The sequence below is a fragment of the Peribacillus frigoritolerans genome (assembly GCF_001636405.1).
GTDB lineage: Bacteria > Bacillota > Bacilli > Bacillales > DSM-1321 > Peribacillus > Peribacillus frigoritolerans.
The window spans coordinates 3,600,015-3,619,874 of sequence record NZ_KV440950.1; the positions used below are offsets into that span (position 1 = coordinate 3,600,015).

The 19,860-nt window shown below is 41.9% G+C and carries 15 protein-coding genes; 2 read left to right on the plus strand and 13 right to left on the minus strand.

The features are described 5' to 3' along the window. Window positions 1-337: 337 nt before the first annotated feature. The 7 genes from A6755_RS17125 to A6755_RS17155 all read right to left on the minus strand — a co-directional run bounded on the left by A6755_RS17125 (window position 338) and on the right by A6755_RS17155 (window position 9,713). The gene (locus A6755_RS17125) at window positions 338-1,693 is read right to left on the minus strand and encodes a sigma-54-dependent transcriptional regulator (RefSeq protein ID WP_063591445.1); all 1,356 of its coding nucleotides are present in this window, start codon (window positions 1,691-1,693) and stop codon (window positions 338-340) included. A 19-nt stretch (window positions 1,694-1,712) separates the two neighbouring features. After that, window positions 1,713-3,686, minus strand: coding sequence for a transporter substrate-binding domain-containing protein (locus A6755_RS17130; RefSeq protein WP_063591446.1), 1,974 nt, complete (start codon window positions 3,684-3,686; stop codon window positions 1,713-1,715). A 239-nt stretch (window positions 3,687-3,925) separates the two neighbouring features. Further along, window positions 3,926-5,062 (minus strand): o-succinylbenzoate synthase, encoded by a 1,137-nt coding sequence (menC, locus tag A6755_RS17135; RefSeq protein ID WP_063591447.1) that lies wholly within the window; start codon window positions 5,060-5,062, stop codon window positions 3,926-3,928. Between the two features lie 109 nt (window positions 5,063-5,171). Further along, a complete protein-coding gene (locus A6755_RS17140; RefSeq protein WP_063591448.1) occupies window positions 5,172-6,002 on the minus strand; it encodes a hypothetical protein in 831 nt (276 codons plus the stop codon). Window positions 6,003-6,157: 155 nt separating this feature from the next. Next, entirely contained in the window at window positions 6,158-7,642 is a 1,485-nt protein-coding gene (locus A6755_RS17145; protein ID WP_053534639.1) for an amino acid permease, read from the minus strand. Window positions 7,643-7,678: 36 nt separating this feature from the next. Then, window positions 7,679-8,809: an amidohydrolase gene (locus tag A6755_RS17150; RefSeq protein ID WP_063591449.1), complete on the minus strand. Its 1,131-nt coding sequence runs from the start codon at window positions 8,807-8,809 to the stop codon at window positions 7,679-7,681. Window positions 8,810-8,855: 46 nt separating this feature from the next. Continuing rightward, window positions 8,856-9,713 carry a MurR/RpiR family transcriptional regulator gene (locus tag A6755_RS17155; protein ID WP_034312876.1) on the minus strand — a complete coding sequence of 286 codons (858 nt, stop codon included), beginning with the start codon at window positions 9,711-9,713 and terminating at the stop codon, window positions 8,856-8,858. 1,912 nt (window positions 9,714-11,625) lie between these two features. Between A6755_RS17155 and A6755_RS17170 the strand changes: the two genes are divergently transcribed. After that, window positions 11,626-12,042 (plus strand): PaaI family thioesterase, encoded by a 417-nt coding sequence (locus A6755_RS17170; protein ID WP_034312878.1) that lies wholly within the window; start codon window positions 11,626-11,628, stop codon window positions 12,040-12,042. A 153-nt stretch (window positions 12,043-12,195) separates the two neighbouring features. On the opposite strand, the gene A6755_RS17175 is transcribed toward A6755_RS17170, so the two are convergent. Next, a complete protein-coding gene (locus A6755_RS17175) occupies window positions 12,196-12,771 on the minus strand; it encodes a hypothetical protein (protein ID WP_063591452.1) in 576 nt (191 codons plus the stop codon). A gap of 342 nt (window positions 12,772-13,113) precedes the next feature. On the opposite strand from A6755_RS17175, the gene A6755_RS17180 reads away from it, so the two are divergent. Then, complete coding sequence (locus A6755_RS17180) at window positions 13,114-13,878, plus strand: hypothetical protein (protein ID WP_084737858.1); 765 nt, start codon at window positions 13,114-13,116, stop codon at window positions 13,876-13,878. 95 nt (window positions 13,879-13,973) lie between these two features. On the opposite strand, the gene A6755_RS17185 is transcribed toward A6755_RS17180, so the two are convergent. From A6755_RS17185 to A6755_RS17205, 5 genes are all read right to left on the minus strand, one after another. Next, window positions 13,974-15,578 carry a long-chain-fatty-acid--CoA ligase gene (locus tag A6755_RS17185; protein WP_084737860.1) on the minus strand — a complete coding sequence of 535 codons (1,605 nt, stop codon included), beginning with the start codon at window positions 15,576-15,578 and terminating at the stop codon, window positions 13,974-13,976. Between the two features lie 63 nt (window positions 15,579-15,641). Beyond that, window positions 15,642-16,046, minus strand: a complete 405-nt coding sequence (locus A6755_RS17190; protein WP_034312881.1) for a PaaI family thioesterase — start codon at window positions 16,044-16,046, stop codon at window positions 15,642-15,644. An 86-nt stretch (window positions 16,047-16,132) separates the two neighbouring features. Then, window positions 16,133-17,317, minus strand: a complete 1,185-nt coding sequence (locus A6755_RS17195; RefSeq protein ID WP_063591455.1) for a thiolase family protein — start codon at window positions 17,315-17,317, stop codon at window positions 16,133-16,135. Window positions 17,318-17,387: 70 nt separating this feature from the next. After that, a complete protein-coding gene (locus tag A6755_RS17200; RefSeq protein ID WP_063591456.1) occupies window positions 17,388-18,536 on the minus strand; it encodes an acyl-CoA dehydrogenase family protein in 1,149 nt (382 codons plus the stop codon). A 111-nt stretch (window positions 18,537-18,647) separates the two neighbouring features. Then, window positions 18,648-19,820, minus strand: coding sequence for a thiolase family protein (locus A6755_RS17205; protein ID WP_063592593.1), 1,173 nt, complete (start codon window positions 19,818-19,820; stop codon window positions 18,648-18,650). Between the last annotated feature and the right edge of the window lie 40 nt (window positions 19,821-19,860).

The following is a 19,860-nucleotide window of genomic DNA, read 5'->3' on the forward strand; positions in this document are numbered from 1 at the left end:
TACTTCATATTTGCAATCGCCAATAAATTTCGGGATGTACTGTTATAGAAGCTCTGGTTCAATGGCTTGTCCTTTTGTTTTCGTTAAGTTTGGATAGGCCATTGACTTATCCTGCCTGATTCATTTTGCACATCCCCGCTTTCGCCGCACTGTAACTTTCAGTCCAGCTCTGTAGACCATTATGTTGTATATCTATGTTCCCTCCATTCTGCTTAATGGTTTTACAACAATTTTATTAAGCAAGTTTCATGCCAGGTCCATTTCCATAAAAACAGTGGAAAATTCAGATATATTCAATATAAAAAGTAGGCGAAAATTGCCGCTCGGCAATTTTCGCCTACTTTTCTTCCCGATATTTCTTTAACTTGTCCCGCAATGTCCTCTCCCCGATGCCAATTGTTTGCGCTGTCTTCCTTTGATGACCGTTAAAAGTGGCAAGGTTATGAAGTATCACTCTTTTTTCGATTTCTTCAAGCGGTTCGCCGACATATACGGGGATTAGGGTATTGCCGAAAAATGGGCGTGAGCTTTTTTGGATGTCGGAAGGTAAATCGTCTTTCTGTATGTAAGAATCATTCGTTAGCGCTATTGCTCTTTCAATCACGTTCTGCAGTTCACGAATATTTCCTGGAAAGTCATATTGCTGTAAAAGTTGCAGCGCTTCATGGGAAATTCCTTCTACAGGTTTTCCCATTCGATCACCAATTTTTGCAATGAAAAATTCCAACAGCAAAGGAATATCCTCTTTTCGTTCACGTAAAGCCGGAAGGTGAATCGGAATCACATTTAATCTGTAATATAAATCTTCACGAAATCGATTCTCTTTTACTTCTTTAACCAAGTCTCTGTTTGTCGCTGCAATGATCCGGACATCAATGCTGACTTCTTCTATCCCGCCAACGGGCATTACCTTTCTCTCTTGTAGAACGCGCAAAATTTTCCCCTGCAGTGCCAAATCCATCTCACCGATTTCGTCAAGAAAGATTGTTCCTCCTTCCGCCAGCACAAAAAGTCCATATTTTCGCTGTGTCGCCCCTGTAAATGCGCCCTTTTCGTATCCAAATAATTCTGATTCCAACAGGTGAGTCGGAATGGCGGCACAATTAATAGCCTGAAACTTTTTGTTTCTGCGCTTGCTTTGATTATGGATGGTTCTGGCGACGACTTCTTTACCGGTTCCACTTTCCCCTTCTATGAGAATGTTGGAATCGATATCCTTCACTTTTTCGATGAGGGAGAATATTTTGCGCATGGCCAAGCTTTCACCGATGAGGCCGTTCACACCTGCCACTTTATCCAATTCTTCACTTAGCCATTTCACTTTGGACTGAAGGGTGTATACTTCTTCTGCTTTTTGCATCAGCACTTCCAATTCATCAATATGAAGCGGCTTTGTCGCATATGAAAACGCCCCCTTACGCATTGCTTCCACGGAAGATGGAATGGTGCCGTAGGCCGTCATCATAATGACAACAGTCGAGGGGGAGAGGCGTTTGATTTCTTCTAACACTTCCATCCCATTATATCCCCCGATTTTTAAATCCAGCAATACGATGGCGATTTCCGCTCTTTCGAAAAGCGGAAGCGCTTCACGTGGGTCTGTAAACGAATAAACGTGATACTGGTCTTCCAATGCAAACGTAAGTGACTGACATATGGTTGGCTCATCATCAATAATCATGATATCGTGCATCGTCTTCACCCTTTCTGTATTAATGCTGTAAACAAATGGTCACTACTGTTCCCTTTCCTACTTCACTTCTTGTCTCGATAATGCCATCATTTTCTTTGACAAGCTGATACGTAATAGAAAGCCCTAGCCCGACCCCGTTGGGTTTCCTGGTGTAAAACGGTTCAAAGATCTTATCAATGTCTTCTTCCGAAATCCCAATTCCTTCATCCTCGATTTCAACGACAGTGAACACATCCCGATAGTATGCCCGAAAAATAAGTGTTCCCCCTGTATTGGACGCCTGTATGGCATTGAGAATGACGTTCACCAGTACTTGTTTGATCTGCTGTGTATCTGCAGTTGCCTGAATGTCTCCAGCGAACTCTCGAACAATGCTCAGGTTTTTTTCTTTGATTTTCGGCTTAAGCAATAGCTCAATCCCTGCCATGGCCTCATTCAGCGAAAATGTGACAGGCTCTGATTTTTTAGGGCGGGCATAATCGAGCAAATCGTTAATCAATGTATTAAGTCGGGTGATTTCACTAGTGACCTGTTCGGAAAAGAATGTTCGGAAATCTGCGCTTGCAAATTTTTTCGGCAGCAATTGCGTATAGGTAAGGATGGATGTTAACGGATTTCTTATTTCATGAGCGATACCAGCCACGAGTTGACCCAATGAACGCAATCGGTCATCCTGAGCTACTTTTCTCTCCAGTTGTTTTTGTTCCGTACTATCGAAAAAATTCAACACCGCACCTACACTTTCTCCCCCAATAGTCTGAATTGGATACATGCTGTAAGTTATATGCCTTTTTTTGCTCGCATAATGAGACCATACCGTTTCCTTTTGCAAGAAAACTCTCTTTTTTTCTAATGCAGCCTTAATCTCCTTTTCCGGGATGAAACGGGCAGTTGGCAGATCCTGAAAACGTTTTCCAACAACATTACCGTCCACCCCCAAATATTCCATGGCCCTAACATTAATCATCGATACAAGACCTTGCTGATTCAGTGTAATAAGCGAACTGTAGGTACTGTTTAATACTTGCTGCTGAAAGTTGATGTTTTCCTCAAGAAGCAGCATCTTCTCTTCCAAGTCTTTATTCACGTGCTCAATTTGCTCGGTTCGCTTAGCCACTTCTCGTTTAAGGCTGAGATTCCACCATAAGATGAGAGAAATCAGAATGAAGGTAAGAATAATACCAATTTCCAAATACAACAACGTTTTGCGTAGCCGTTGAGTATTTGGCAGGATATATTCGCCGAACCACTTTTTCTCTACCTTTTCATACGTTCCATCTTTCTTGATTTGAGAAATTGCCTGATTGAATAGTGTCAGCAACTCTTTGTTTTTCGGCATCACAGCTACAGCGTATTTTGTAGTGTCAAGTGGCTCACCGACAATCTTAATGAGTGATTGCTGCTCATTTTTCTGTAGAAAATATTGACCCGTAATCCGATTTCCAATGAAAGCATCCACTTTACCGTCGATCAGTGACTGAACGGCTTCTTGTTGATTATTAGTTTCCACCAATTTCAAACGATCGACTTTCCTTAATAGACCGCTTGCAACATCTCCTTTTTGTACAGCTACTTTCCGGCCTTTAAGATCTTCGATTTTTCGGATATACATATTATCTTTCAACACAAAAATCCCTTGTGAACTTGTGAAATACGGAGCTGAAAAATCATAAATCTCTTCACGTTCTTGATTGTACTTCATGCCTTGAATCGCATCCACTTTTCCAGAGCGCATAGCTTGTACTGCCTCGTTCCATGGCATGGGATAGTATTCGAACCTAATGCCAGTCTCGATAGAAATGGCGTTCATTATATCCACATTAAAACCGGTATAAACACCCGAATCGCTCAAGTATTCAAAAGGTGGAAAGTTATTATCCCCTGCAACCCGTATCACTTTTTGGGCTTCCGAATGGACTGCTGAAGGAAAGAAACAGCAAAAAAAGAAAAGGTAGACGGTTATTACGGCACAGATAGTATGTAAATTTCGCATCGCCTCACCCCTTTTTTCTATACATGCAGTTTTGTATCATAAATGTGTATATATACAATGGACAAAGACTCTATTATGATAACTTTTAAAAGAATATAAGAAAAGCTAATCTGCATTTCATAACACCATACATGGCAGAAAGTCGAATTACAATATATTTTGAATGGAAAATGGATTATAAATAAAAAAGGCATGCTCCCCTTTTCGGGAATCATGCCTTTATGTAATGTTGTAGCACCCTAGGCTTTTCTAGCAACATTCTCACTTAAATGATAGGTTTGACTGTGTATAGTATACTTATTGATTTTTTCCATGCTTGGTTCAAAGCCGATTCCAGGCAATTCTGGAACACTGATCATTCCGTTTTCCACTGTAACTTCAGGGTCAGTGATATCTTCTGCCCAATAGAGGGAGGAAGCTGCGGTATCACCGGGAAGAGTGAAGTTCGGGAGTGAAGTGATTGCAATATTATGAGCTCTTCCAATGCCTGATTCCAGCATACCTCCACACCATAGCGGAATGCCATGTTCTAGGCATAAATCATGGATTTTCTTAGATTCAGTCAAACCTCCGACACGGCCAATCTTGATATTAATAATTTTACAGCTGCCCAATTTAATAGCTTTCCTGGCATCCTCTAAAGAGTGTATGCTTTCATCCAGGCAAATAGGTGTTTTTAACCTTGACTGTAAATCTGCATGGTCAATGATATCATTATAGGCAAGCGGCTGCTCAATCATCATTAAATTAAAATCATCCAAGGCGGATAACCGGTCAATATCTTTTAAGGTATAAGCTGAATTTGCATCGGCCATGAGCGGGATTTCAGGATATACTTTTCGTACCTTGTCTATTAATTCAACATCCCAGCCCGGTTTGATTTTTAGTTTAAAACGTTTATAGCCTTCACCGAGACGAGCCTCAATTATATCCATGGTCGAATTAATCGAATCCTTTATTCCGATGCTTACCCCCACTTCAATTTTCTTTTTTGTTCCACCTAACACATTTGAAAGAGAAGCACCTTGCTTTTTAGCATACAAATCCCAAACGGCACCCTCTAAAGCGGCTTTTGCCATATAATTTCCGCGAATATGGGTGAAGTATTTTTCGGAAATTTCATCAGGATGCTTGATTTCATTTTTTAAGATTATTGGAATTAGATAGTCTTCTAGAATATGCCAGTTTGTTTTTAAGGTCTCTTCATTATACAGGGGGTCGAGCATCGCAACCGATTCAGCCCAACCGGAAATGCCATCATCGCTTATGGCTTCCACAAGGATAAAATCCCTATCGTATTCCGTCCCAAAGCTAGTTGTAAAAGGTTCAAGCAAGTCTAGCTTAAGATGCCTTAGAATAACTTGTTTAATTTTCACTTAGAAATTCTCCTTCTGTGATAAAACTGTTGATGGACACAGTCTTACAAATTTTTTTAATAGGCTTACACAGCCTGAAATTACTAAACATTATATATACTCTTCTAGTTCATTTCCTTGATAGCATATAAAACTGAACGGGAATTTCCGTCATGGAATTCTTCATAAAGCCTGTTATCTGCCATCCTTGCTGAAATAATCCGGTAAATATGTCCCTGGTTTTCATCCGCCACTCATTGGCCGCTTGAATATTTGTGACTCTTATTGTTCGGAAGTCCTTTGGAAGGGCCACAAAAGCTGTTTCACATTCTTGTTCAGGCAGCGGGCGAGTGAACGATGGAACTGGCAATCCCTTTTCAATGGTATCCCATTGAATAAGCGAGTTTTCCATCACAAAGTCCAGCGGCATTCCCCCTCCTCTAGTATCCATTGTCTCTTTTTTACCAATATGCCATTCGACAAGAAAGCGGTCAGAAGGAATTCCGCTGTTTAATAGATCTTCCATTTCACCATAGCAGTTTGGTATATATGTGGAGCATACCCCGCCAAGCTTGGCTATATTTAAATACCCATTAACACTTTCCAATGGATCGTATGTCCAGGTAATAAGGGAATAGCCGAGCTTTATCGCCTCGTCACGTTGTGCTGACTTTAACTTTTCCCCTATACCTTTGTTGCGAAATTGCTCATCAATTCCTAGAATATGTGAACAAAGATAGGCTGATTGCCCATTGAATCCCGGAAAGCTGTATTGAAATCCAATCAGCTTCTCCTCGCAATAAGCTCCTATTACCAAACCGCCGTTTTTCACGGCTGTTAAGGTTTGGTGTGCGGGGATTGAGTCGGTTTCTCCCCAAATGCTGGACTCTAGCTTTCTTACGTCTTCCAGTTCATCAATTCCATGAATAGAACGAATTACAATTTCCTGTGATTTCGTCATGGTCAACCTCCTAGGTATAGCACAAGTGCCCTGATTGACAACATAAGATGACAAGGCAGTCCCAAGCTGACGGCTTGTCGTTACGAGGCACTGGAGCAATCATGTAAATGGTCTTTCTTAATAAGAAATACCTTTCTGTTTTTTAAAAAAAGAGGTTATTCCACTTTACTGAAATCGGCCTCTTGCAATGGAGTCATTTTTGTTCTCTTTACGATTTTATAACCTAGAAAAGCCAGGAAAAATAAAGGAAGTCCGATATAGGAAATTAAAATTCCATACCAATCAATCTCAGGACCGAAAAATGCAGAGTAATTTTGTCCCAGGATTGCCGTAACACATAAAAGTGTGGCTAATATCGGACCGAATGGATACCATTTTGATACATAAGGCAAATCTTTCAAATCTCTACCTTGTGCAATATATGCCTTCCGGAAACGATAATGTGTAATCGAGATTCCTAACCAGGATAAAAATCCGGATAATCCTGCAGCATTCAATAACCAAGTATAAATCGTGCCTTCACCGAAAAGAGAGGTCAGGAAAGCTGCCATCCCAACGATGGTAGAAAAGTACACAGCGTTCACTGGAATGCCGCCTGAATTCACTTTTTTTAGAAATGAAGGGGCTTTGCCTTCTTTCGCCAGCACCCAAAGCACGCGAGAAGCTCCGTACATGGCCGAATTGCCTGCAGAAAGAACGGAAGTAAGAATGACCACATTCATAACGGATGCAGCGATGGCAAGCCCAGCGTTTTGAAAAACTAGAGTGAAGGGACTTACCGCAATATCTTCAATATCCGAGCTTAACAAACGCGGATCATTATAGCTTATTAAAAATCCAATCACGATTATCGCCAATACATAAAACAAGAGGAGTCTCCAGAAGATTTGCTTAATGGCCTTTGGTATATTTTTTCTTGGGTTTTCACTCTCGCCGGCCGCAATTCCTACTAACTCGGTACCTTGAAAGGCAAATCCTACCACCATAAAGACACTTATAATAGATAAAAAGCCTCCTTTAAACGGTGCCTCCCCTTTGGTGATATTTTCAAAACCTACGGCATCCCCTCCCATGATTCCTACAATCATTAATAAACCTACTGCAATAAAAATGATAATCGTCAAAACCTTTATAATGGCAAACCAGAATTCTGATTCTCCATATCCTTTTACCGATAAAATATTAAGGCCAAATATGACTGCAAGAAATAATGCGCTCCAAATGATGCCCGGAACAGAAGGAAGCCAATATTTCATTATCAGGGAGGAAGCTGCTAATTCCAGTGCGACTACGATTGCATTGTTATACCAATAATTCCACCCAATCGCAAATCCCAATGCAGGATCGACAAACCTTGATGTATAGGTACTAAAAGAGCCTGTAATAGGAATAAGGGCAGCCATTTCGGCTAAGCTTGTCATCAGAAAGTAAACCATGATCCCGGCAATAATATAGGCAGCCACAGCTCCTCCAGGACCCGCAGTATGAATAATGGAACCGCTCGCTAAAAATAGCCCCGTTCCAATGGTGCCGCCGATTGCAATCATCGAAAGATGCCTTGGTTTGAGTTTTCGCTCCAGTTGTTTTTCATCAGCAGTTGTATGGTCCCCGGTTTGTGATGTTTGTGCGGTATTTTCCATAAAACACCCCTTCATTAATTTTTCAAGTGAAAAATTTTACTCTTCTGCCGCCATCATGACTGTGTTAATTAAAATTTTCGTTCCATAAATAAGTGCTTGTAAATTAAACTTCATATCCGGATGGTGCAGACCAGGCGTTAGATCGCAGCCTAACCCTATCATGGTTGCAGTTATATCAGGATTTTCGGCTGTATAAAAATGAAAATCCTCTCCTCCTTGAGAAACACAGACTGAAACGACATTTTCCATCCCAAGGATATCTGCAATTGCGGCCTCAGCCAGCTTTATCGCCTTTTCATTCAAGGTCGCAGCTGGGACAAATTCTTCCGCAGACCAGGAGATCGATGTTTCAGTTTGTTCCATTGTCTGTTCAAAAGCATCCTTTGTTAAGCGATTTAGTTCATTCATTACATCATTTGACTGTGCCCTGGCATCAATAGCAAAGACAGCTGTTTCCGGGATAACGTTTGATGCTTTATTGTTTGTTTCAAATTGAGTCATTTTGATGGAATAAGGAATTTCGGTTTCCAGATTAAACTGCTGTAATTTTTGGACAAGCAAAGCTGCTCCCTCGATTACATTTATTCCATCTTGCGGACGGGATGCATGAGCCTGAAGGCCTTTGATTGTCCCCCTTATTGTTTCGGCTGAGCCATGGACAATGACGGGGGAAGCCTTCATATAAGGAACCTCCGTACTTGGTCTTACATGTACCCCGAATAAATATGTAACATTCTCCAACGCTCCATCATTGATCATTTGAAGAGCGCCTTCCCCTTTTTCTTCTGCAGGCTGAAATATAAATCGGAGAGTGTGCTTAGGCCGGATTCCGCTGGAGGCAATTGCCAACGCTGTATATAAAACCATCGTGCTATGTGCGTCGTGCCCACATGAATGATTAGCCTTAACAACTCCATCTACTTCCTGAACAAGCGCATCCATATCAGCCCTTAATGCTACAACCTTTTTTGAAATGCCTGGGATCTCGGCAATGATTCCATAATGGCTCTGAAATGTTTTTACGGTGATGCCCGCTTCCCTAAGACATTTTAAAATATAGCAAGACGTGCTTTCTTCCTTCCAGCTTGGCTCAGCCAAAGAATGCAAGTCATGGTAGGACTTCATCAATGTTTCTTGATGCTGATCAATATATTGAATCGGGTCCATAATGATGCCCCTCCTCCTTTACATGAATTTTAACTTTATTAAAAACTCATTCATTAAACACCTCATAACTTGAATATAGCCTTTCTAATTTTTGCTGATGGGTATATATCCGTTTTTCGTCTTTTTGATGGATGCCTGCAATGACCAAGTCCAACAAGCTAATAACGGAAGCGATTGAATTGGTTCCGGTTTCTGCGTTTTCTTCAGTTGTCAGAGAAATATCAGAGATGCGTCCAACTGGTGACAGAAGGCGGTCTGTAACTGAAATTAAACAAACTCCTTGTTCTTTGGCACACTCAGCAACTTTTAATGTTTCGTTTGCATATCTTGGAAAGGAAAAAACAACTAATGCAGACTTATTTGTGAGATTACAAAACTTTTCATAGAAGTCTCCTGTAGGTGAACATAAACTTACATTTTCCCTTAATGAACTTAGCGTATAGGAGAACCAATAGGCGGCGGCATGGGAAACCCGATGTCCTGCAATCAATATTTGGTCAGCCTGGATCAGAACATCGACTGCTTTCCATATGTCCTGAACGTTCGTATGATCTAATAGATGTCTTAAAATATGTACTTCGTTTTCTATCACTTTTGTAAAGGGATCTTGCTTGTCATCAATGTGGAGAATGGAATCAGTATTGGATAAGTCTATTTGATTTTGGTGCAGCAGCTGTTTTTGAATCCTCGACTGCATTTTACTAAACCCTTCAAATCCCAATGAATAGGAAAACCGAATGACCGTTGTTTCACTAACCTCCGCTTCCCTACCAATTTGAAATGCCGTTTTAAAGGCGGCTTCATCCAAATTTTCAATCAGATAAGCGGCAACTTTTTTTTGACCTGCCGATAGATGGTCAAATTTTTCTTTTACTAATAATTTAAATGGAAGATGTTCCACCATATCACTCCTTTCCGATGAATTAAATACTTCTTTTTGAAATTATGACGAAGGAAATACTTCTTTGTTTTATACACTATCACAATTTAATTAGAAAAAGAAGAAGTTTTTGATTTTTTAGATAATTATCAATTTCGAACTTCCCTGCAGTTTTTTATAAAATAATATTCCCGTTGATTTCAGAAATCCGCTCCCTTTCCGCCGACTGCCTGCCGAGCCTCCTCGACGCAAGTGTCTGTGGGGTCTGGGCTAGCCAGTTTTTCGACAGGAGTATCGTAAATTTCTTCAATCTATTAAGAATTATAGTAAAAAAACAAACTAGGAGGATTAACTAGTCTCAAACATTATTCGGTGTGAGATCAGCCTGCAGTTTTTTCTAGAAAACATTCCAGCTGATTCCAGAAATCCGCTCCCTTTCCGCCGACTGTCTGCCAAGCCTCCTCGGCACGAGCGCCTGTGGGGTCTCGGCTAGCCAGTATTTCGGCAGGAGTGTCGCAATTTTCTTCCATCCAATTAGGATTATAGGTGAAAAAAACTTAAAGGATAAACTGGTCTCAAACATAATTCGGTGTGAGATCAGCCTACAGTTTTTTCTAGAAATCATTACAGCTGATTTCAGAAATCCGCTCCCTTTCCGCCGACTGTCTGCCAAGCCTCCTCGACGCAAGCGCTTGTGGGATCTAGGCTAGCCAGTTTTTCGACAGGGGTATCGTAAATTTCTTCAATCCATTAAGGAATACAGGAAAAAATATGAAATATAAACAGGTCTTAAACATGGTTCGTGATTAGACCAGCCTACAGTTTTTTCTTTTAAAACACAAAGTTGATTGGAGCGGGTGTACGAGACTCCTGCGGGAAAAGCGTGGCATGGGAGACCCCGCAGGCGCGCCGGGGAGGCTCCCGCCAGCCCGCGGAAAGCGAGTGTCTGGGGTGGAAATCAACGTTCCCATTTTATAAACCCCAAAAAAAAGACTGTCGGCAAACAAAAATTTTCTAGTTTGCAGACAAAAGGATTCTATCTAAATAAAACTAAGTTGATTGGAACGAAAGGTACGAGACTCTGCGGGAAAAGCGTGGCATGGGAGACCCCGCAGGCGCGCCGAGGATGCTCCCGCCCGCCCGCGGAAAGCGAGTGCCTGAAGTGGAAATCAACGTTCCCATTTTATAAACCCCAAAAAAAAAGACTGTCGGCAAACAAAAATTTTCTAGTTTGTAGACAAAAGGATTCTATCTAAATAAAACTAAGTTGATTGGAACGAAAGGTACGAGACTCTGCGGGAAAAGCGTGGCATGGGAGACCCCGCAGGCGCGCCGAGGGGGCTCCCGCCCGCCCGCGGAAAGCGAGTGCCTGAAGGGGAAATCAACGTTCCCATTTTATAAACCCCAAAAAAAAAGACTGTCGGCAAACAAAAATTTTCTAGTTTGTAGACAAAAGGATTCTATCTAAATAAAACAAAGTTGATTGGAACGAAAGGTACGAGACCCCTGCAGGAAAACGTGTCTAGGGGAGACCCCCCGCTGGCGGAAGCCGAGGAGACTCCCCAGACCGCCCGCGGAAAGCGAGTTCCTGGAGGGGAAATCAAGTCCACACCTAATAATATTTCATGGTTCAGGGTAAGACCATTCCGAGCAACTTTTTATACAAAAGGGTTTCATCTGAATTTTTGTATACAAGTTGATTGGAACGGAAGGTACGAGACTCCTGCGGGAAAACGTGTCTAGGGGAGACCCCGCAGGCGGAAGCCGAGGAGGCTCCACAGACCGCCCGCGGAAAGCGAGTGCCTGGAGTGGAAGTCAAATCCACCATGATATCGGGTCTCTAATTACTTTATTTGTAAAATCAATAACTTCATTGACATCAAGATATATGTTAGAATACTCTGTAGTTTCAAACTTATTCAAGGGGGGCATTTTAATGGGGGAACCATCTAAAGGAAACGAACTTTTACAAGTTATTACAGAGGGGAAACAACCTCCGAATTGTGATCTAACGTTACAGATTGAAGCAAATTATGCCCAGGATGGAATTGCGAGAGGTGTATGGAAAGTGGATGAAAAGTTTATTAACGGAATTGGTGTAGCAATGGGTGGATTTGTTACTTCTGCAGCAGATATCATGATGGCTTATGCGATATCATCTAAATTAAGCATCGGACAATCCTTCGCATCCATTGATTTACATACTACCTTTCATCGACCAGTAAGATTAGGAGACGTACAAGTTGAAGCAAAAGTAGACCGAATCGGAAAAAAAACCGCTTATGTACTTGCAGATTTATTTCAAAATGATAAAAAGGTGGCTAGCGTTGTGTCATCAGTTATGATCCTTTAAACCATAAAAAAAGCATGTTGCACAAAAAAGCCCTTCGTAACATGCTTCTTTCATTTAGACTATTCGATAAAATCAAGAGAGCACAAGATTCACCGCTTCGCCTAATCACCTCATTGTAAATCAATTTTATATTTTCTTTGGATAGACACCTCATCAAACAAGCCATCGCAGCACGGGGCTTTTGAGATCCATGGTGAATAGACCGTAATCAATGACGACCATTTCATCATTCTCATTATATCCGACATTATCTAAACGCAAATCTATTGGGATAATACCGTGCCTCAGGAATTTTAATTCCAACTTGAACAGTTTCGTATATTCCTTGATTGCAAACGGCACTTTCGTGTCCACCTTCTTCATGATTATCCAGCCCGTCCCATACTCCTTAACTGGACATAAATATCTTTTGACTTCCTCATTACAGTTATTGTATATATAGGCTTCATTTGCATTGCTTATTAGTCCTACTTGTGACAATGCAATTTTTAAAATATAGCCATTATTTAAATCATAGACAACCCGGTTAAAACCATGCCCGATTATTTTATACTTGAACTTGAGCGTTTTTCTGGCGGTAGATACTAATTGTCCAGCGGTTATATATATTTGGAATATCCCTATTTGAGATATCCAGGACTCAATGGCTTTTATCTCTTGCCTGGACAGCATTGCACTTTTATTTGGCTGATTTAACCTTTCCTTACCATTGTTAATTGGCCACAACATTCCCTAAACGTCTCCTTTTTTTAAAATTTGTTACTAGAGAGGTCTCCAGGGATGAGAAAACTATAAAAAATAAAAGCATGTTCTCAGTTTTTCAAGATTCCCCCTTCGTTATAAATATGATATGAATCTTTTATAAAACGGCTTGTACTGTAGCTGAGAAATCATTATCATGGACAGGGAACTTCGAATCATTTGGATGAACATGTTCTAGTAATCATAAGGATCAATATTCAGGCACTCCCCTTTCCTTCTTTTGCAAAAAAAATGGTATATTATTCTTTGACATCAATGGTTTAAGACAAGGAGTGATGAAGTATTCGTAAAAGTTGGATCATTTCAGCAATGGTTGGATTATTGCTTATTTGTTTAAGTGTGATTGCCTTAAATTATTTCAAAAGCGATAAAACTGAAAAAGGGGAAAATGCGGAAGCCAAGGAATCCAAAATTCCTGAGGTTGATGAATATGGCGGGATCCATCTTGAAAAAGTCGGGGATAAGGTTCGCCAAAAAAATTGGGGAACCTTCAGATTACTAGAAACGAAGTCTATTAATGAGGCTTTTGAATTAGCACCAATGGTCATCACAGTCAAGGATATCCGCAGGATTCAATTATCTTCACTCACAGATGAAGTAAAAGAGGAACTCAAGTCCTATACGGGATTGAGTTTTGAAGAGGCCTATTCGATATATTATAAAGAGAATTTATCCATGGAGGAAATCGATCAACAGGCGGCGTTGTCTAAAACGGATATCGATGAAGAGGTTTCTTATCTAGAGATAACTTATTCTGTTGAAAATAAAGATTCGAAGGAACTTCAGTTCTTCAGCATGGAAAATGTTACTTTCAATGATGATCTTACATATGATGTGCCTTCTAAAAATTTCATCCATTCCGGGGATACTTTTATGGGGACAAAAAAAGTAAGTCGATCAGATTACCAACCAGGAGAATTGAGAAAAGGCACAATTGGTTTATTGGTTGATCCAGAGGCAAAATTAGATCGGCTCGATTCCTTTTCATTCACTACCGATGATATAGCGGATGGTGAGTCTCATGAATTATTGGTGGATGGGACTTCATTTGAAATTCCCCTAAAAGGAAAGTAGAATTATAGTCTATAAACCCTAAAAAAGGGAAACCTCGAATAAAGGTTTTCCTTTTTTAGGGTTTCATCTGAGCTCCCTTACGATAACTGATATGCTTATCTCCCCCCGACAGTAGGGCTCTGTGCTTCCTCCATTAATATTCTGCGCAATATTTTCCCGACAGCTGATTTTGGCAATCTCTCCCTGAACTCAAAACTTCGCGGCACTTTATATCTGGCCAGTCGCTGCACGCAAAACTCCCTGATTTCCTGCTCCGTGACTGACTTGCCTTCCTTTAAAACTATGGCCGCTTTTACCGTTTCCCCACGGTATGAATCCGGTACTCCATATACACATGTCTCTTTCACGGCTGGATGCTGATAAATAATATCTTCGACTTCGATTGGATAAACATTATAACCGCTTGCAATGATCATATCTTTCTTCCTGCCTACGATATAGAAATATCCCTCTTCATCCATCGTCGCGATATCCCCAGTGTAAAGCCATCCATCCCGCAAAGCTGTTGCCGTTTCCTCAGGATTTTCCCAATATCCCTTCATTACTTGCGGACCTTTAATGATCAGTTCGCCTCTTTCTCCTGCTTGCAATTCATCAACGCCTGTTTTCAAATCGACGATTTTAGCATCGGTATTTGGGTATGGAATTCCGATACTTCCTTGTTTTTTCTGTCCTATGACTGGATTACGGTGTGTAGTGGGGGAAGTTTCCGACATCCCGAATCCTTCTAATATTGTAACCCGTAATTTTTTTTCGAACTGTTGAATGATTTCTATCGGGAGCGCCGCAGAACCACAGCTGCAGTACTTAAAGCAGCATAAATCGTCCGCCGTCAAATCCGGGTGATTCAATAAAGCAATATACATGGTCGGGACACCAGGAAAAATGGTTGGCCGATGTGTTCGAATCAAATCTACCACCTTATCTATTTCAAATTTCTCTAATGTGATATAAGTTGATCCGGCATATATGGCACTATTCAATCGTCCATTACCGAAGACATGGAATAATGGGGTCAATCCAAGCATCCGTTCGCCAGGACTTTGGAGTTGAAGGGCATTAGCCGTGAAAGCAAAATCTTGAAATACATTCGAGATCAAATTAAAATGCGTGAGCATGACCCCTTTTGATTTCCCTGTAGTTCCCCCTGTATATTGAAGAACAGCCACAGCTTCCTTTGGGTCGATGTCCAGAACAGGAAGTTCCTTATCTTTCCTTGATAAATCCGTTCCAGTTTCCATTAATTGCTCGGCAGATATGAACGTTAACCTTTCAGAAAAACTTGTTAGCGCTAATATTTCCCGTTGAACCTCCCGCCCAATGAACCAATTGGCTCCGGAATCCCGTAATATATAGTCCAATTCACTCGACTTATACAGTGGGTTCACTTGAACGACCATACCTCCCAAACGATGGGTGGCATAATAGGCAATGATATATTCTAGACAATTTGGCAGCATGATTGCTATACGATCGTCTTTTTGAAATCCACGGTTGTCTAAATTCACAGCAAAACGATCTGCGGCATCCTTTAATTCCATATATGTCATTTCCCGATCCCCATCTATTACGGCCTTGCAGGTTGGGTAAAGTTGGGCTGAACGTTCAAGGAGTCCATATAAGGACAATACTGGAATGTCAATTTCTGCTGGGGTTTCTTTCGGATAAAATCGATGCCAAGTTCTAGTCAATTTTTTCACACCTCATTTTTTACTATTAAAATGGAGCATAGTCACTTGTCAGCCAATTTGATCATCCTTGCCTCATTTATCGCGAATGATTTTAAAAATTCCTGTGCCCTTAGCAATGATGTTGCCTTCAGCATCTTTTATTTCTCCTTCAGTAAAGGCAATTTTGTATCCTTTTTGCAGGACTTTTGCTTCCGCAAAGAGTTCCCCGCTTGATATGCTGGCAAAATAATGTACTGTTAAACTTGTCGTCACGACTTTAGATTTGGTAACGGAACGAGTCACCATTCCTAGGATGGTATCCAGCATGGTGGCATGAATGCCCCCGTGCAGTGTTCCATTGACATTAAGTAAATGTTCTTCAATGTTTAGCTTTATCGTTACATTTCCTTCTTCAAACCGAATGATTTCAAACCCTATATGTGAAAAGAATGCACTACTTTCGAATTGATTCCGAATATCCTCCACTTCAACAGGCAATCTTCCTCCCCCTCACTTATGCACGATTCAAATTATATACGGAAAGGAGCAGAAACGTATGGGGTTTCCGCTCCTTTATCTTTGGACTATATCGTTTCAATCATGATCGCCATTCCCTGGCCGCCGCCTACACAAAGTGTAGCAACTCCATATTTTTCTTTCCTGCGAATCAGTTCATGTATTAGCGTTGTCACGATCCTTGCGCCCGTCGATCCGACTGGGTGCCCAAGTGCAATGGCGCCTCCGTTTACATTCACCTTGTTTTCATCTAGCGATAAATCCCTGATTACTGCCAATGCTTGTGAAGCGAACGCTTCATTTAATTCGAAAAGCCCAATTTCTTCAACTTTTTTCCCGGTGCGCTCCATAAGTTTTCCAACTGCTGGTACTGGACCAATTCCCATCACTTCAGGAGAAACTCCGGCAGTCGCCCAATCGACGACCTTTGCGATCGGCTGTACTTGCAACCGTTCCGCTTCACTGGCCTTCATTAATACCAATGCAGCCGCCCCGTCATTACGACCACAAGCATTACCGGCAGTGACGGTTCCGTTTTCCCTGAATGCCGGTTTTAAGTTTGCAAGCTTTTCCATTGTGGTGTCAGGGCGTGGATATTCATCCGTTTCAATGATAACCGTACTCTTCCTGTCAGAGACCTGGACAGGAACGATTTCATCCTTGAACCTTCCTTCTTCCATAGCTTGCGCCGCTCTTCGTTGACTTTCCACTGAAAAGGCATCTTGTTCTTCCCTGGAAATGTTGTATCGCTGTGCGACATTTTCAGCGGTGATTCCCATCCCTAAACTTTTTCCATAAATTTCTTGAGGCTGCTGCCCAGCTTCAGTATTAGAATCAACTAGTTGGGTCCTGTCTCCCCCAAAACGGGCACTTCTTAAATAAAGCGGTGCCCGGCTCATGCTTTCCGTACCCCCGGCAACGACTATATTTGCTTGACCTGAGCTTATCTGCTGTGCTGCTGAGGTGATGGCTTGCATTCCAGATGCACATAACCGGTTTACCGTAAAAGCCGGTGCAGAATCGGGAATCCCTGATCGCAATGCTGCCACCCTCGCGACATTCGAGGATTCGGTCGTTTGCCTAACCTCCCCGAAAATGACTTCATCCACTTGTTCCGCTGCAATATTTGCCCGCTTGATCGCTTCTTTAATGGCAATGCTAGCCAAATGACCGGAACTAATCTCTTTAAATGCTCCACCGTACCTACCAATTGGTGTTCGTACAGCACTCACGATCACGATATCTTCTCCCATTTCGTTCTTCCCCCTTGAAATTCCGGATACGTGGGCAAAAGACTACCTGCCCGAATAAAACAGTAAACATTCAGCATTCTTCCAAGACATTTCTTGCAATGATTAAACGTTGGATTTCATTCGTTCCTTCATAGATCTTCGTTATGCGGGCATCCCGATAAAAACGTTCTACTGGATATTCAGCCATATATCCCATCCCGCCATGAATTTGTACCGCTTTATCCGCCACCCGATTAAAAACGTCAGAAGCGAACAGTTTGGCCATTGAAGCTTCCTTGATCACTTTTTTTCCTTCATCAATCTTTTGTGCCGCCATCATCGTCAATGCTCTTGCGGCTTCCGTTTCGGTTGCCATATCAGCAAGCATCCATTGAATCGCTTGGTTGTCAGCGATCGGTTTACCGAATTGGATGCGCTCTTTGGCATATTTAGCTGATAATTCAATTAATTTTCCGCTTGAACCCACTGCTCTTGCAGCCAATCCTACTCGCCCTTCACCTAAAATTTTAAGTGCAGAAATATATCCCATTCCAACTTCGCCGATTACATTTTCTTCAGGTATGATACAATCTTCAAAAATGACCTGTGAGGTATATGATCCTCTTAATCCCATTTTTTTGTCCTTTTTGCCGACAGTCAAACCAGGAAAGTCTCTTTCCACTAAAAAAGCGGTAATCCCTCCCTTTGCCCCTTTATCTTTATCCGTTAAAGCGAATACGGTATAAACATCAGCTATCGGCCCATTCGTGATGAAATGTTTCGTCCCGTTCATCACCCAGTAATCACCCTTCTTTTCTGCACTCGTTGCCAAATTGGTTGCATCCGATCCCGCTCCGGGTTCAGATAAAGCAAAGGCGCCAATTTTCGTGCCTGCTGCCATTTCAGGCAAGTATTTATTTTTCAAATGTTCGGATGCCAGCTTAACCAGACCTGTACTGCCAATCCCGGTGTGAGCGCTTATTAATGAAACGAAACCATTATGGGTCCTTCCTAACTGCTCTAATACGGTAGCTTTTCCCACCGCATTTAAGCCAATTCCACCGTATTGTTCGGGAATGCTTATCCCGAATAAGCCAAGGTCTTTCGCTTTTTCCACCAAATGCTCTGGGATGGCATCATCTTCTTCAATTTGTATGGCGAAGGGCTCCACTTCCCTTTCAACAAAATTACGGATCATTTCCTTCATTTGCTGCATTTCCTTGGTTAAAGTGATTGTCATGAGTTTATTCCTCCTTAGTTCTGTTCATGTATAGTAGCCATCGGCAAGTAGGGCATTTAGGTCAGAATGCTGTGCTAAATTGATTGTTTTTTTGTAAATACACATATAAAATCAGCCTTCACGTTCAATTATCGTAGCAATTCCCTGTCCGCCCCCAATGCAAGCTGTAATAAGGGCGAACCTTCCGGCAGAACGCTTCAATTCATGAACCGCTTTCGTAATGAGGATGGCACCCGTCGCACCTAGTGGGTGTCCATGTGCAATGGCTCCCCCGTTCACATTCACTTTTGCTAGATTCATATCAAGCTCCCGATTACAAGCAATGACTTGAGCGGCGAATGCTTCATTAAACTCAATGATGTCCATTTCATTTAAGGAAAGTCCTGATTTCTCCATTACCTTTCTTATAGCGGGAACAGGTCCTATTCCCATATAATTTGGATCTACCCCTGCAACTGCCTGTGCCCTGATCGTCGCTAAAGGCTTAATCCCCAATTCCACCGCTTTTTCCCTCGACATGATGACCAATGCTGATGCGGCATCATTCAATCCCGAACTATTGCCTGCAGTCACGGACCCGCCTTCTAGAAATGCAGGCGATAATTTGGCTAGCCCTTCTTTCGTTATTTGCGGTCGAGGATGTTCATCCAATTTAAATTCGATATCGTCACCTTTTCTGACGGGAATGTGAATAGGCACAATTTGTTCATTGAACCGGCCCTCTTCCACGGCTCTGGCCATATTTTTTTGGCTTTGTAGAGCAAAGGCATCTTGTTCTTCCCTGCTGACCTCATATTTTCCCGCTAAGTTTTCAGCCGTGATTCCCATCGGGGGATCGCCAATCTCTTTAGGGGACAACCTGGACTTTCTGAACTGCGGCGGCTTTGCACTGTATGGTTTTTCCGGTCGGTCCATCAAGTATGGCGCCCTGCTCATGCTCTCGACCCCACCGGCGATATAGACATCGCCTTCGCCAGCCCGGATCGCTTGTGCAGCCAAGTTGACAGCATTTATTCCCGAGCCGCATTGTCGGTCTACAGTCAGACCCGGAAGATGAATCGAGAGGCCCGTTTCCAGTGCAGTTAACCTGGCAATGTTTCCACCCCCGCTTAACACATTCCCCAAGATTACATCATCTACCATACGAGGTTCTACATTCGCTCGTTTCAAGGCTTCTTTCATCACTTCTGCTCCAAATACGTGGGCAGGAACAGATGCAAGTGCACCTCCCTGTTTTCCAATTGCTGTTCTAACTGCAGAAACTATGACGGCTTCTCTATTCATGTCCAATCCGCTCCTTTTCCTTTTATTCACGCCATTATTT

Excerpts from the sequence above, each read along its gene's own strand:
- A6755_RS17125 (WP_063591445.1), bottom strand. The coding sequence starts at position 1,693 with ATGCACGATATCATGATTATTGATGATGAGCCAACCATATGTCAGTCA.
- A6755_RS17130 (WP_063591446.1), bottom strand. The coding sequence starts at position 3,686 with ATGCGAAATTTACATACTATCTGTGCCGTAATAACCGTCTACCTTTTC.
- A6755_RS17140 (WP_063591448.1), bottom strand. The coding sequence starts at position 6,002 with ATGACGAAATCACAGGAAATTGTAATTCGTTCTATTCATGGAATTGAT.
- A6755_RS17145 (WP_053534639.1), bottom strand. The coding sequence starts at position 7,642 with ATGGAAAATACCGCACAAACATCACAAACCGGGGACCATACAACTGCT.
- A6755_RS17150 (WP_063591449.1), bottom strand. The coding sequence starts at position 8,809 with ATGGACCCGATTCAATATATTGATCAGCATCAAGAAACATTGATGAAG.
- A6755_RS17155 (WP_034312876.1), bottom strand. The coding sequence starts at position 9,713 with ATGGTGGAACATCTTCCATTTAAATTATTAGTAAAAGAAAAATTTGAC.
- A6755_RS17170 (WP_034312878.1), top strand. The coding sequence starts at position 11,626 with ATGGGGGAACCATCTAAAGGAAACGAACTTTTACAAGTTATTACAGAG.
- A6755_RS17175 (WP_063591452.1), bottom strand. The coding sequence starts at position 12,771 with ATGTTGTGGCCAATTAACAATGGTAAGGAAAGGTTAAATCAGCCAAAT.
- A6755_RS17180 (WP_084737858.1), top strand. The coding sequence starts at position 13,114 with ATGGTTGGATTATTGCTTATTTGTTTAAGTGTGATTGCCTTAAATTAT.
- A6755_RS17195 (WP_063591455.1), bottom strand. The coding sequence starts at position 17,317 with ATGGGAGAAGATATCGTGATCGTGAGTGCTGTACGAACACCAATTGGT.
- A6755_RS17200 (WP_063591456.1), bottom strand. The coding sequence starts at position 18,536 with ATGACAATCACTTTAACCAAGGAAATGCAGCAAATGAAGGAAATGATC.
- A6755_RS17205 (WP_063592593.1), bottom strand. The coding sequence starts at position 19,820 with ATGAATAGAGAAGCCGTCATAGTTTCTGCAGTTAGAACAGCAATTGGA.